Below are 13,887 nucleotides of genomic sequence, written 5' to 3' on the forward strand. Positions count from 1 at the left end.
AACGTTTGGAGGGCGCGATGGCCTTGAAAACCCGTTTCACCGAGCTCGTGGGCGTCGAGCATCCGATCGTCCAGGGCGGCATGCAGTGGGTCGGCCGGGCCGAACTGGTCGCGGCGGTCGCCAACGCCGGCGGCCTGGGCTTCATCACGGCCCTGACGCAGCCGACGCCGGATGACCTGCGGCGCGAGATCGACCGCTGCCGCAAGCTGACCGACAAGCCGTTCGGGGTGAACCTGACCATTCTGCCGGCGATCACCCCGCCGCCCTATGCCGAGTACCGCCAGGCGATCATCGACAGCGGCGTCACCGTCGTGGAGACCGCCGGCTACAAGCCGCAGGAGCATGTCGACCACTTCAAGGCGCACGGGATCAAGGTGATCCACAAGTGCACCGCGGTCCGCCACGCGCTGTCGGCCGAGCGGATGGGCGTGGACGCGATCTCGATCGACGGCTTCGAGTGCGCCGGTCACCCCGGCGAGGACGACATCCCCGGCCTGATCCTGATCCCGGCCGCGGCCGACAAGGTGAAGATCCCGATGATCGCCTCGGGCGGCTTCGGCGATGCGCGCGGACTGGTGGCGGCGCTGGCGCTGGGCGCCGACGGCGTGAACATGGGCACCCGCTTCATGTGCACCAAGGAAAGCCCGATCCACCAGAAGGTGAAAGAGCAGATCGTCGCCAACGACGAGCGGGCCACCAACCTGATCTTCCGGACGATGCACAACACCGCGCGGGTGGCGAAGAACGCCGTCTCCGACGAGGTGGTGGCGATCGAGCGCCGCGGCGGCGCCAAGTTCGAGGACGTGAAGGACCTGGTCGCCGGGGCCCGCGGCAAGGTGGTCTACGAGGCCGGCGATCCCGAGCACGGCATCTGGTCGGCGGGCATGGTCCAGGGCCTGATCCACGACATCCCGTCGTGCGAGGAGCTGATCGGCCGCATCGTCCGCGAGGCCGAGGAGATCATCCACGGCCGCCTGGCCCGCTTCGCCCCGAACCGCCAGTCGGTTCCGGCCTAGCCGAACATCGAAGCCGAAATGAAGAACCCGCCGGAGCGTGCGCTCCGGCGGGTTTTCTGTGGCCGTTCGGGTCTGTCGGCCGCCCGCCCGTGGGGCGGGCGGGCGGCCTTTCGAGACCCTAGTAACGCAGGGTCGCGCCCACGTAGAAGAAGCGCCCGCGGTTGTCGAAGTTCGACGAACCGGTGCCGACGCCTTGGAAGGTTTCGGGCAGGTAGGGCGGGTTCTCGTCGGTGAGGTTGATGATCCCGCCGCGCACCGAGATCTGATCGTTGATCGTGTAGGCCGCGCGCAGGTCGTGGCTGTAGTAATCGCCGGTGTAGTACGGCGACAGCTGGGTCGGGGTGAAGGCCGTCGTCGAGGCCATCGAGCCGATGTAGTGGGTGGTCCAGGTCAACGACGCGTCGTTGTAGTTCCACTGGACGCTGGCTTGCGCCTTCCACTCCGGGGTCGCGTTCGTGATGGTGTTCGCGAACTGGGTGTAGGCCTGGCCCGGCAGGCCCTGCTGGGCCCAGCGGTACATCCAGGTGGCGTCGGCGCGGAACAGCAGCTGACCCCAGGACTTCTGGAACATTTCTTCGAAGTCGAGGCCGTATTGGACCGAGGCGTCGTAGCCCTCGACCTTCACCTTGGCGACGTTCTGGTTGGTCAAGATGACCTCGACCACGCCGCCCGGGACCGCGCCGCCGTTCGTCCCGGTCGGGTCACGCACGATGAGCGAGCAGAACGGGTTGGAAGCGTACGCCTCGGTCGACTGGTAGCAGAGGTCCTGCAGCAGGGTGTTGATCGGGATCGTGCCGACCTGGTCGGAGATGTTGTACTTGAAGAAGTCGAGCGAGACCTGCAGCCGCGGGATCCAGCGGGGCTGGACGACGACGCCGAGGTTGTAGGTGTTCGCGGTTTCCGGGCCGAGGTCCGGGTTGCCGCCTTGCAGCAGCGGCAGCGACGGGCGGCCGGTGCCGAAGTTCGAGACGAAGGTCGCCGGGTTGTAGTTCGCGATCGCGGCCGAGCAGGTGGCGAGGCGCAGAGCCTTGTTGGCGGCGCTGGCGACGGCGTAGCTGTCCTTGTCGCAGGGGTCGATGGCCGCGGTGGTGAAGTTGCGGCTCTGCGGCGAGTACAGTTCGACGATGTTCGGCGCGCGCACGGCGGTGCCTTGCGAGGCGCGGAAGCGGACGTCCTCGACCGGGGCCCATTCCAGGCGGACCTGATACTGGTCGGTCTTGCCGATCGACGAGTAGTCGGCGATGCGGCCGGCGGCCTCGAAGGTGAGCTCCTGGGCGAACGGCAGATCCTTCAGAAGCGGCACGCGAAGTTCGGCGTAGGCTTCCTTGGTGTCGTACTCGCCTTGGCGGGTGCCGATGGCGTTGAAGAACAGAGCGCCCGTGGCGCCCAGGGCGTCCTGGGCGAAGAAGCTTTCTTCCTTGCGGTACTCGGCGCCCATGGCGAAGCCGATCGGGCCGGCCGGCAGTTCGAACAGGTCGGTGCCGATGTTGGCGGCGACGACGGTCTGCTTGACCTCCTGGTCGGTGACCGAGTTGGCGTTGGTCCAGGCCACGGCGGCCTGATTGGCGCCGTTGACCAGATCCCACGGCACGCAGCCGGCGGCGCGGGCGGCGACGTCGCGGCAGACGACCTGGCCGTTGACCAGCACGGCGTCGGTGGCCTGCTGGACGCGGGCGACCTGGGGCACATTGTACGAAGTCGTCGTGCCGGTGGTCTTGCCGAACTGGGCGTACCAATCCCAGTTGAACTTGCGGCCGATGGCCTCGAAGTCGCCTTCCATGCCGCCGAGGACGCGGAGGGTCTCACGCTCGGTCTTGACGTCACGGCCGCCGAACTCGGTCCAGAACTTGCCGACCTGGGCGGTGGAGCCCTGGGTCAGGGTCTTGCCGGCTGCGAGCCATTCGGCGCGCAGGGCCGCCGCGGTGGAGCCCGCGCCGTTCAGGTAAGCGTTATCGCCGCGCAGCACGACCGGCATGGTGCCGCCGCCCTGGGCGTTGGAGAACGGCGGCTGGAAGAAGCCGTAGCCGTCGACCTTGGAGTAGGTGATGTCGGCGAAGGCCTTGATGTTGTCGGTGATGCGGTAGTCGGCGTAGCCGCGAATGGTGCCGCGTTGCGACTTGGCCTGCAGGGCGTTCAGCGAGGCCGAGTAGAACAGGGCGTCGTCCTGACAGGTCGGCTGGACGGCCGGGGTCGAGCAGGGGGCGCTGAGGCGCACCACCTGCGAGGGGTTGCGGTAGTCGAGGGTGACCGCGCGGGCGACGCCGACGGCGCCCGGCAGCAGCTGGAAGGTCGCGGTCGGGGTGGTGTTGGTCTTGCTGGCCGGAATCACCGTCTGCGGGTTGGCCAGGGTGTTGCGGCGGATGCCGGGATAGCCCCAGTCACGGTCGACCTGGAAGATCGGCTCTTCGCGCGAGATTTCGCCGCCGACCAGGATGTTCAGACGGTCGTCCAGCAGCTTCGTGCCGTACATGCCCGAGAGGCGGAAGGTCTCGCCGTCGCCTTCCTGCGAGGTGCCGACCTGGCCCTCGATCTGCAGGCCGTCGAATTCCTTCTTCATGATCAGGTTGACGACGCCGGCGATGGCTTCCGAGCCGTAGACCGCCGAGGCGCCGCCCGCCACGGTGTCGACGCGGTCGACCATCATGGCCGGCATCAGGTTCAGGTCGACGGCCGGCGAGGAGGCGTCGGAGAAGACGATCCGGCGGCCGTCCTGCAGCACCAGAGTGCGCGTCGGGCCAAGGCCGCGGATGTCGGCACGCGACTGACCGGCCAGGAACAGCGTCGAGGACGTGTTCTGCGAGTTGCTGGCCGCGTTGATCATCGGCAGGTCCATGAGCATGTCGCCCAGCGACACGGCGCCGGAGGCGACGATCTGCTCGGAGTCGATGGTCGACAGCGGCACGGGCGCATTGAAGGTGTCGCGGCGGATGCGCGAACCGGTGACGACGATTTCGTCAACCGCGACTTGCTCTTGGGCGGTAGCGATAGCGGGCACGGCGAAACTGGTCGCCGCGACAGAGCCGAGCAATACGGCTCGAAGCGCGTTCTTCATTGGAACTTTCAATCTGGCCCCCCGGCCTGTGTGAGGAAGAGGGCTCCGGGTGGGACGCCGAAGCCACGGTTTCTCGGCCGTGTCCGCAACGCCAGATTGTTACAGTCGCTGTCGCGATTGTGACCGTCAGGCGTCCCGAAAACGGCGAACCGGGACGCTTCCACGCGCTTGTTTCGTCCGCAACGGCAAAGTCACAGTTTCGCAACAATACGTATCAGGGAGTATCAGATCGCCCAGATGTGCGGCGCTTGCGACACACTTGTGACGCTGCATCCAGCTTGGCCTTGAGGCGCAAAACCTTGAACGATCAGGCGATCGCCTTGAGCGTCGCGCCGAGTTCCTCGACGCTGTCCGGGGTGACGGCCCACGAACACATGAAGCGCACCGAGCCGTCGAGGAATCGATAGGCGAACCAGCCAGCGGCGTGGAGGCGGCCAAGCGTCGCATCGTCCATCTCGACGAACACGGCGTTGGCCTCGACCGGGTGGCGCAGCGGGAAGGGCGACAGTTCGGCCAGCCGCCGGGCCATGGCGTTGGCGTGGGCGGCGCGGGCGACGAAGGCGCCGCTCTCCAGCATGCCGATGAACGGGGCGGCGTAGAAGCGGCCCTTGGACGGAAGCTGGCCCGACTGCTTCAGCCGCGCGTCGAACCGGGTCGCCAGCTTGCGGTCGAAGATCACGACCGCCTCAGTGGCGGTCATGCCGGCCTTGGTCCCGCCGACCACCAGGATGTCGACGCCGAGCGAGCCGATGGCCTTGAGGTCGAAGCCCGCGGCCGCGGCGTTGGCCAGCCGCGCGCCGTCGAGGTGGACGCCGAGGCCCTTGGCCTTGGCCGGGGCGGTCAGGCCGGCGAGCTCCTCGACCGAATAGACCGTGCCGTACTCGGTGGCGTTGGTCAGCGACAGGGCGACCGGGAACTGACGGTGGGCCATGTCCGGCTGGGCCAGCGGCGCGGCCAGGGCGGCCGGATCGATGCGGCCGCTGGCGCCGGGCAGGCCGACGAGGCCGAGGCCCTGGCCGAAGAAGCCGGGAGCGCCCGTCTCGTCGGTGCAGACGTGGGCGTGCTGGTGGGCGAGGACCGCCTCGAAGGGGCGGCAGAGCGTGGCCAGGGCGATGGCGTTGGCGGCGGTGCCGGAGGCGACGAAGCGGACCTCGGCGTCGGCGTCGAGCAGGGCGCGGACGGCGTCGGCGGCGCGGGCGCTGACCGTGTCGGTCCCGTAGCCGGAGGTGAAGCCGGTGTTGGCGGCGACCAGCGACTCGATCGCTTCGGGCGCGGCGGGGGCGGTGTTGTCGGAAGCGAAATCGTAGCGGGCCATGCCCGACTTGGTAGCGCGGCCTCAGGTCACGGCGAAACCCGGAGTTTTCTGCTTTTTTCATAGACCCCTGGCATGGTGTCGCCAGGGGGAGCGTTGCGTATGGGTGGTTCCGAGGCGGCCGACCTGACTTCGCGGTTGGCGAGCGTGGCCCGGCTGACGCCGCATTCGGTGGTGCTGTGCGATCCGGCCGGGCGGATCGACTGGGTCAATGACGGCTTCACGGCCATGACGGGCTACGTCCTGGACGAGGTGAAGGGACGCACCCTGGCCGAGGTCGTACGCTGCCCGGACGCCGATCCCGAGGCCTGGGCGGTCATGGACACGGCCGCCGCGGTCGGCGAGGGGTTCCGCACCGAGGTCATCGATCAGACCAAGGACGGACGGCGAATCCACGTCGACGTCGACATGCGGCCAAGCTATGGGGCCGATGGCGCGCTGGACGGCTTCATCGTGATCACCGCCGACATCTCGGCCGCGCACGCCACCCGTGAGCGGCTCAAGGCCGCCTCGCTGGCGCTGAAGTCCGCGGGCCGGCTGGCGCGGCTGGGCGGCTGGGAAGTGGACCTGCTCGAGGGCGTGGTGCGCTGGAGCGCGGAACTGGCGGAACTGTTCGGCCGCCCGGCGGTCGACGACCAGATCGAGTCGCTGGCGGTCTATGCCGACGAGGACCGCGAATGGGTGCTGGCGCATCTGCGCGAGGCGATGACCACCGGCATTCCGATCGACTTCGAAGCGCGGGCGCGCCGGGCCGACGGCGAGATCATCTGGGTGCGGGTGATGGGCGAGCCGCTGATGATCGACGGCCGCTGCGTGGCGCTGCACGGCGCCAGCCAGAACGTCACCGCCCAGCGCCAGGCGACCGCGGAGCTGCGCGAATCCGAACGCTTCGGCCGCGCGGTCATCGACAGCGTCGCCGCCTACCTGACCGTGATCGACGAGCACGGCGCGATCATCGCCGCCAACTCGGCCTTCAAGAAGCTGGGCGCCGAGCTGCTGGGCGCCGACGTCTACCCGATGGGCCGCAACCTGTTCGGCGTGTTCGACGGCCTGCCCGGCGGGCGTGGCAAGGCGCTGGTGCGCGGGGTGCGATCGGTCATCGCCGGCGAGGCGGACAGCTTCTCGCGCGCCTACCAGGCCAGGGACGGCGAGTGGTTCCGGCTGACCGCCATGCGCTTCCAGGGCGAGGGGCCGCTGCGATGCGTGGTGGTCACCCAGTCGATCGAGGACCTGAAGCGCTCCGAGCGGCGGCTGAAGGTGGTGAACACCTCGCTCAAGCGCGCCCGCGACCAGGCCAACGCCGCCAATGTCGCCAAGTCGGCGTTCCTGGCGACCATGAGCCACGAGATCCGCACGCCGCTGAACGGCGTGCTGGGCATGGCCCAGGCGATGGAGCGGGACGAGTTGAGCCCGCGCCAGCGTGAGCGGCTGGGGGTCGTGCGCCAAGCCGGCGAGACCCTGCTGGTGCTGCTGAACGATCTGCTGGATCTGTCGCGGATCGAGGCCGGAAGGCTGGACCTGGAGGATGGGGCGATCGACATCTTCGCCCTGATGCAGGGAGCGGAGTCGACCTTCGGGCCGTTGGCGGCGGAGAAGGGGCTGGCGCTCGAACTGGAGATCGAGCCGGCGCTGAAGGGCGTGTGGGTCGGGGATCCGACCCGGATGCGCCAGATCGTGCACAACCTAGTCTCCAACGCGGTGAAGTTTACGGCGCAGGGCTATGTCCGGGTACGGGCTCTGCGGCGGGCCGGCAAGCTGGTGCTCGAGGTCTCGGACTCGGGACCGGGGATCGCGCCCGAGCGCCAGGGGGCGCTGTTCCAGAAGTTCGTCCAGGAGGACGCCTCGACCACGCGGCGGTACGGCGGCTCGGGACTGGGCCTGGCGATCTGCCGGGAACTGGCCGAGCTGATGGGCGGGACCATTGCGGTGGCCTCGCAGCCCGACGAGGGGGCGAGCTTCACCTTGTCGCTGCCGCTGGTGCGGGCCAAGGCCGCGCCGGCGATCGCGCCCGAGGCGCCCGCTGCGGCGCCGGCCAGCGAACTGCGGGTGCTGGCTGCCGAGGACAATCCGGTCAACCGGCTGGTGCTGAAGACGCTGCTGAACCAACTCGGCGTCGAGCTGTGCTGCGTCGAGGACGGCGCGGCGGCGGTGGCGGCGGCCGAGGAGGGCGGCTGGGACGTGATCCTGATGGACGTGCAGATGCCGGTGATGGACGGCCCGACGGCGGCGCGCGCGATCCGCGAGCGCGAGGTCGAGCGGGGACTGGCGCGCACGCCGATCATCGCCCTGACCGCCAACGCCATGGCCCACCACGAGGCCGAGTATCGCGCCGCCGGCATGGACGTCCTGGTGCCCAAGCCGGTGGAGCTGGAGCGTCTGATCGGCGCGATCGCCGCGGTGACCGAGGGGTGAGGTCCTAAATTGCTCCTCCGCTGGGGGAGCTGTCGGCCGGATGGCCGACTGAGGGGGATCGCTGAGTCCGCAGGCCCCCTCCGTCGCGCTTCGCGCGCCGCCTCCCCCAGCGGGGGAGGAACTTAGCCGTGCTCCCGGCCCCAGGCCTGGACGTCGGCGACGAAGAGGTCGGGTTCCTCCATGGCCGCGAAGTGCCCGCCGCGCGGCTGGTCGCTCCAGCGGACGATGTTGTAGGCGCGCTCGGCCCAGCCGCGCGGCGGGGCGGTGTAGAGCGGCTCGCCCGGGAAGTTGGCGAAGGCGGTCGGGGTCTCGCAGCGCTGGCCTTCGGCGAGGGCGACGCCGCCCTCCTCGATGAAGCCGCGATAGTACCAGGCGCCGGTCGTGAAGCTGCCGGTCATCACATAGAGCATGATGTTGGTCAGCAGCTTGTCCTTGGGATGGACCTCGTCGAAGGGCTTGTCGCGCAGGTCCGACCAGTCGTGGAACCGCTCGGCGATCCAGGCGGCCTGGCCGACCGGATTGCCGGCCGCCATCCAGGCCAGCGACTGGGGCTTGGAGGCCTGGAGCCGGAAGTAGGCGCCCATCAGCTCCATCATCTGGCCCTGGCGGGTCAGCCAGGCGACCTCAGCCTCGTCCTTGGGACCGCCGAATGGACGCAGAGCCATCATGTTGAGGTGGATGGCGCGGACGTGGCCGCCGTGCTCGTGGCCGAGCCAGGAGGTGACCATCGCGCCCCAGTCGCCGCCCTGGGCGAGATAGGTCGAGTAGCCCAGCACCTGCGTCATCAGGGTGTTGAACAGCCGCGCGGTGGTGCGCTGGCCGATCGGGCGGACCGGCTTGGACGAGAAGCCGAAGCCCGGCAGCGACGGGATCACCAGGTCGAAGGCGTCCTTCGGGTCGCCGCCGAAGCGGCTGGGGAAGGCGAGCTTTTCGATTGCGCCCCAGAATTCGTAGTGCGAGCCCGGCCAGCCGTGGGTGAGCAGCAGCGGCCGCTTGCCGCCCGCCTCGCCGACCACATGCACGAAGCGCAGGTCGTAGTCTTCGACCCGGGCCGTGAACTGCGGGAAGCGGTTGAGGTCGGCCACCGCCGCACGCCAGTCATAGGCGCCGGTCCAGTGGGCGCAGAGTTCCTTCAGGTAGGCGCCGTCGCAGCCATAGGCCCAGCCGTCGGGGACCTCGGGGGCGGGCGGCCAGGGATAGGCGCGGACCTGGTCGAGCACCGCCTGCACGGCCTGGTCGCTCCAGGCGACCTCGAACGGTTGAACCATGTGACGCTGCCTCTCCCCTGATCGTTGATCAGGAAGATGGCGGGCTTGCCGCAAGGGGCGTCAACTCGAATTCCTCTGGAGGGAAAAGGGAGGTCTACCCCTCCGGGCGCAGGCCCTTGGCCAGGGCGTGGCCGAGCTGGCGGTTGAGGGTGCGGGCCATGCCCTTGGGCAGCTTGCCGGCCAGTTCGAGGGTCACTGCGCCGTGGGTCGAGGCCCAGAACATGCGGCCGATCTCCTCGGGGTCGCCTTCCATGACGCCGGCCTCGACCAGGCCGCGGATGTAGGCCGACTGCATGGCGTTGGCGCGGGCGGCGGCGGCGACCAGCTCGGGATAGTCCTTCTCGTGCGGCTGGTTGAGGTCGAACATCAGCTTGTAGGTCTGCGGATGTTCGAAGGCGAAGTTCAGATAGGCCTCGCCCACCGCCGAGCTCTTGGCCTTGGCGCTGCCCTGGGTGGTCGAGAGCGCGGTCTCCAGCGCCTCGGCGAAACGGTTGAAGCCGTTGGTCCGCACCGCCGCCAGGATGTCTTCCTTGTCGGTGAAGTAGCGGTAGGGGGTCATCGGGCTGACGCCGAGCTCGGCGGCCAGCTGGCGCATGGTCACCGCGTCCGGTCCCTTTTCCGCAAACAGCTTCTCGGCCGCGTCGCACAGGCGTTCGCGGAAGTCGGCGACATCGGACTCGGAGAGGACGCGGGGCATCGGTAAACTCGACCCAAAGAAAGTGCTTGTCCTGGGTTAGCTCTTACGTAATAAATTTACAACGTAAAAAGGCGAGGAAGCGATGTCGGACTGGGATGTGCTCGTCGCAAAGGACGATCTGCGCAAGATCGAGGTGCGAAACGCCCCGCCGCGGGCGCCGCTGGCCGACGGTGAGGTCAGACTCGAGGTCGAGCGGTTTTCGCTGACCGCCAACAACATCACCTACGGGCTGATCGGCGAGGCGTTCGGCTACTGGAAGTTCTTTCCGGCCGACGCCGGGTTGGGCCGCATCCCGGTCTGGGGCTTTGCCAAGGTGGTGGAATCCCACGCCGCCGACACGCCGGTGGGCCTGCGGGTGTTCGGCTATCTGCCGATGTCGAGCAGCTTCACCGCCAGGCTGGCGCGCAAGGGCGGCGGCTTCATCGACACCTCGGCGCATCGGGCCGAGCTGCCGCCGACCTACAACGCCTATGCCGAGGCGCCGGAAGACGCGTCGGACGACCACCGGGCGCTGCTGCGGCCGCTGTTCATGACCTCGTGGCTGCTGGACGACTTCCTGTCCGAGGACGGGTCGTTGAAGACGCTGGTGCTGTCGAGCGCCTCGAGCAAGACGGCGATGGGCTTGGCCTGGTTCGCGCGGCGGCGCGGCCTGCCGGTGGTGGGCCTGACCTCGCCCGGCAATGCGCAAACCCTGGCGGGCCTCGGGCTCTACGACAAGATCGTCCCCTACGGCGACGCGAGCGGGCTGAAGGTCGAGGGCCCGGCAGTCTATGTCGACTTCGCCGGCGATGCGCAGGTCAACGAGACGGTGCACGCGGCGCTGGGCGGCGACCTGGCGCGCAGCATCATCGTCGGCGGCACCCACTGGAGCGGCGATCGCGCGCCGCGCGCCCTGGCCGGTCCGCAGCCGGTGCTGTTCTTCGCCCCCGACCAGATCCGCAAGCGCGCGGCCGAATGGGGCCAGCAGGAGCTGGACCAGCGGTTCACGGCCGCGCTGCGCGCGTTCGTGGCCGACGCCGGCTGGCTGAAGCTGAAGCAATCGACGGGCCCGGAGGGCCTTCTGGCCGCCTATCGCGAGGTGCTGGAAGGCCGGGCCCGGCCCGACGAAGGACACATCATTCGACCGGCGTGAAGCCGGCCAAAGAGGAGGAAGACCATGGACGGCGATGTTCGCATCAACCCCTACCTGTCCGGTAACTTCGCGCCGGTCCGCAGCGAGGACGACTTCGAGCTGACGGTGACCGGGGAGATCCCCAAGGAACTGCGCGGCACCCTCTATCGCACCGGGCCGAACCCGCAGTTCGAGCCGCGCGGCGAGTACCACTGGTTCTCGGGCGACGGCATGATCCACGCCTTCCACGTCGAGGACGGCAAGGTCAGCTACCGCAACCGCTATGTGCGGACCCCGAAGTGGGAGGCCGAGAACGCCGCGGGCCGGTCGCTGTGGGGCGCGTTCGGCAACCCGATGACCAGCGATCCGAGCGTGGTCGGCAAGGACAGCGGCGGGGTGGCCAACACCAACATCGTCTTCCACGCCGGCAAGCTGCTGGCGCTGGAGGAAGGGCATCTGCCGTTCGAGATGCAGCCGCGGACGCTGGAGTCGAAGGGGCCGGTCGAGCCGTACAAGGGCCGGGTCACGGCGCACCCGAAGATCGACCCGAAGACCGGCGAGATGGTCTGGTTCGGCTATGGGATCGGGCCGATGCCGTTCGGGACGGGGATCAGCTACGGCGTCACCGACGCGAGCGGCAAGGTCGTGCGGCGCGACGACTTCGAGGCGCCCTATTCCTCGATGATCCACGACTTCCTGGTCACCGATAACTACGTGCTGTTTCCGGTGCTGCCGCTGACCGGCAGCATGCAGCGGGCGATGAGCGGCCTGCCGGCCTTCGCCTGGGAGCCCGACAAGGGCAGCCACGTGGCGGTGATGCGCCGCGACGCCGACGTCTCGACCATCCGCTGGTTCAACGCCCCGCCGTCCTATGTCTTCCACCCGATGAACGCCTGGGAAGAGGACGGCAAGATCATCGCCGACGTGTTCCGCTATGACAGCGCCCCGCTGTTCCCGAACGCCGACGGTTCGCCCGGCGCCAAGGCGGCGGCGCGGCTGGTGCGCTGGACGTTCGACCTGACGGGGAACTCCGACGCGATCAAGGAAGAGGCGATCGACGACCTGGACGGCGAGTTCCCGCGCTTCGACGAGCGGCATGCGGGCCTGGCCTATCGCCATGGCTGGTATGCGGCCGATCCGAGCGCCGCCAAGACCATCAAGCAGACGGCGATCGCGCACCTGGACCTGAAGACCGGCAAGCGCCAGGTCTACGAGCTGAGCGGTGGCGACATGACGTCGGAGCCGGTGTTCACGCCGCGCTCGGACACGGCGGACGAGGGCGACGGCTGGGTGACCGCGGTCATCTGGCGGGCGGCCGAGAACCGCAGCGACTTCGTGGTCTTCGACGCCCAGGACATCGCCAAGGGCCCGATCGGGACCGCGCACCTGCCGCGCCGCGTGCCGTTCGGGTTCCACGGCAACTGGGTGGCGGGATAGGCGAGGTCCTGACGGAGGGAGAGCAGTCCCCCTCCGTCTCGCCTACGGCGATCCACCTCCCCCAGAGGGGGAGGGTCTGGGCTGCGAAGATGCTCCCCCTCTGGGGGAGCTGGCAGCCGAAGGCTGACTGAGGGGGACTTTGGCCCTAGACCTGTCGCCCTAACGAGGAGCGGGAGGCGTCATGCGGGCGATCTGGTACGACCGGACGGGACCGGCGCGGGAAGTGCTGGAGCTGGGCGAGCGGCCGACGCCGCAGCCGGGGCAGGGCCAGGCGCTGATCCGGGTGCGGGCCTCGGGGGTCAATCCTTCGGACGCGGGCATGCGGGCGGGACCTGCGCCGATGGCCTATCCCCGCATCACGCCCAACAGCGACGGGGCTGGGATGGTCGAGGCGGTCGGGCCAGGCGTCGCCGAAAGCTGGATCGGCAAGCGGGTCTGGTTCTACAACGGCCAGCGTAACGGCCGGGCGTTCGGCTCGGCGGCCGAGTACATCGAACTGGACGTCGACCTCCTGAGCGAACTGCCGGACGCGGTGTCGTTCGCACAGGGCGCGACCCTGGGCATTCCGTGCATGACCGCGCACCGCAGCCTGTTCCTGGCTGGGCCGGTGCAGGGGCGCACGGTGCTGGTCACCGGCGGGGCCGGCGCGGTCGGCCATTACGCCGTGCAGCTGGCGGCCTGGGCCGGCGCGACCGTGATCGCCACGGTCAGCTCAGAGGAAAAGGCGCAGCGGGCCCGCGCGGGCGGCGCGCACCACGTCATCGACTATCGCCGCGAAGACGTCGCCGCGCGGGTGCGCGAGCTGACCGGCGGGCAGGGCGTGCACCACGTGGTGGAGGTGGACTTCGGCGGCAATCTGGCCTCGACCCTGGCCAGCGTGCGGCTGAACGGCTCGATCGCCTACTACGCCACCAAGGGGGCGCGGGAGCCGGTGTTTGCGGCCGGGGCGGCCATGGGCATGAACCTGCAGATCAACAGCGTCTACCTGCCGGTCTCGCCGCACGAGGCGCGGCGCCGCGCGCAGGCCGACATCACCCGCTGGATCGGGACCGGCGAGCGCATGCTGTCGGTGGCGGGGCGTTTCCCGCTGGAGGACTGCGCCGGGGCGCACGAACTGGTCGAGAGCGGCGGCAAGGTCGGCACCGTGGTGGTCGAGCCGTGACGGCGCCGGAAGACGCCATCCGCGCGCGGCGCAAGCTGACCAACAAGCTGATCGCCGCCCATGACGCGCCGCGGCTGAAGCCGTTCTTCGCGCCCGACGCCAACCTGATCTCGGGCGAGGGCGGTCTCCTGATGGGCGCGCCGGCGATCATCGCCGCCTTCGAGGCGCAGTTCGCCGATCCTAGCTTCGTGACCTATCTGCGGACCGCGCAGAGCGTGACGCTGGCGGCGGACGGGATGCGCGCCGCCGAGGCAGGGACCTGGCTGGCGACCTGGAAGGATCAGACCGCGACCGGGCCCTACCTGGCCGCCTGGAAGAAGGTGGTCGGCCAGTGGGTGATCGAGAGCGAGACCTTCGTGACGGTCGGCTGACGCCGCGGCGCGGTTGAACCGCGCGCGGCCCGACGCTATGAAGGGGCAT

General features: G+C 69.3%; 10 protein-coding genes. 6 read left to right on the forward strand and 4 right to left on the reverse strand.

Going from position 1 to position 13,887, the window contains the following annotated elements; genetic code table 11:
• Positions 1-17 precede the first annotated feature (17 nt).
• Positions 18-1,016 carry an NAD(P)H-dependent flavin oxidoreductase gene (locus AC1Q87_RS14595; RefSeq protein ID WP_492609650.1) on the forward strand — a complete coding sequence of 333 codons (999 nt, stop codon included), beginning with the start codon at positions 18-20 and terminating at the stop codon, positions 1,014-1,016.
• A 118-nt stretch (positions 1,017-1,134) separates the two neighbouring features.
• Here the strand turns inward: AC1Q87_RS14595 and AC1Q87_RS14600 are convergent, their stop codons facing one another.
• Positions 1,135-4,011 carry a TonB-dependent receptor plug domain-containing protein gene (locus AC1Q87_RS14600; RefSeq protein ID WP_492609651.1) on the reverse strand — a complete coding sequence of 959 codons (2,877 nt, stop codon included), beginning with the start codon at positions 4,009-4,011 and terminating at the stop codon, positions 1,135-1,137.
• Positions 4,012-4,375: 364 nt separating this feature from the next.
• Entirely contained in the window at positions 4,376-5,383 is a 1,008-nt protein-coding gene (locus tag AC1Q87_RS14605; RefSeq protein WP_492609652.1) for a beta-eliminating lyase-related protein, read from the reverse strand.
• 99 nt (positions 5,384-5,482) lie between these two features.
• On the opposite strand from AC1Q87_RS14605, the gene AC1Q87_RS14610 reads away from it, so the two are divergent.
• Positions 5,483-7,792 (forward strand): ATP-binding protein, encoded by a 2,310-nt coding sequence (locus AC1Q87_RS14610; RefSeq protein WP_492609653.1) that lies wholly within the window; start codon positions 5,483-5,485, stop codon positions 7,790-7,792.
• 122 nt (positions 7,793-7,914) lie between these two features.
• Here the strand turns inward: AC1Q87_RS14610 and AC1Q87_RS14615 are convergent, their stop codons facing one another.
• Positions 7,915-9,060: an epoxide hydrolase family protein gene (locus tag AC1Q87_RS14615; RefSeq protein ID WP_492609654.1), complete on the reverse strand. Its 1,146-nt coding sequence runs from the start codon at positions 9,058-9,060 to the stop codon at positions 7,915-7,917.
• A 94-nt stretch (positions 9,061-9,154) separates the two neighbouring features.
• Positions 9,155-9,757 (reverse strand): TetR/AcrR family transcriptional regulator, encoded by a 603-nt coding sequence (locus AC1Q87_RS14620; protein WP_492609655.1) that lies wholly within the window; start codon positions 9,755-9,757, stop codon positions 9,155-9,157.
• Between the two features lie 82 nt (positions 9,758-9,839).
• Here AC1Q87_RS14620 and AC1Q87_RS14625 point away from each other — a divergent pair, with 82 nt between their 5' ends.
• The 4 genes from AC1Q87_RS14625 to AC1Q87_RS14640 all read left to right on the forward strand — a co-directional run bounded on the left by AC1Q87_RS14625 (position 9,840) and on the right by AC1Q87_RS14640 (position 13,838).
• Positions 9,840-10,889: a DUF2855 family protein gene (locus tag AC1Q87_RS14625; protein ID WP_492609656.1), complete on the forward strand. Its 1,050-nt coding sequence runs from the start codon at positions 9,840-9,842 to the stop codon at positions 10,887-10,889.
• 24 nt (positions 10,890-10,913) lie between these two features.
• Complete coding sequence (locus AC1Q87_RS14630) at positions 10,914-12,305, forward strand: carotenoid oxygenase family protein (protein ID WP_492609657.1); 1,392 nt, start codon at positions 10,914-10,916, stop codon at positions 12,303-12,305.
• A gap of 181 nt (positions 12,306-12,486) precedes the next feature.
• Complete coding sequence (locus AC1Q87_RS14635) at positions 12,487-13,467, forward strand: NADPH:quinone reductase (RefSeq protein WP_492609658.1); 981 nt, start codon at positions 12,487-12,489, stop codon at positions 13,465-13,467.
• A complete protein-coding gene (locus tag AC1Q87_RS14640; RefSeq protein ID WP_492609659.1) occupies positions 13,464-13,838 on the forward strand; it encodes a YybH family protein in 375 nt (124 codons plus the stop codon). Before AC1Q87_RS14635 ends, AC1Q87_RS14640 begins: the two co-directional genes overlap by 4 nt.
• The last annotated feature ends 49 nt before the right edge of the window (positions 13,839-13,887 follow it).

The sequence above is a fragment of the Phenylobacterium sp. GW823-FHT02A09 genome (assembly GCF_058797775.1).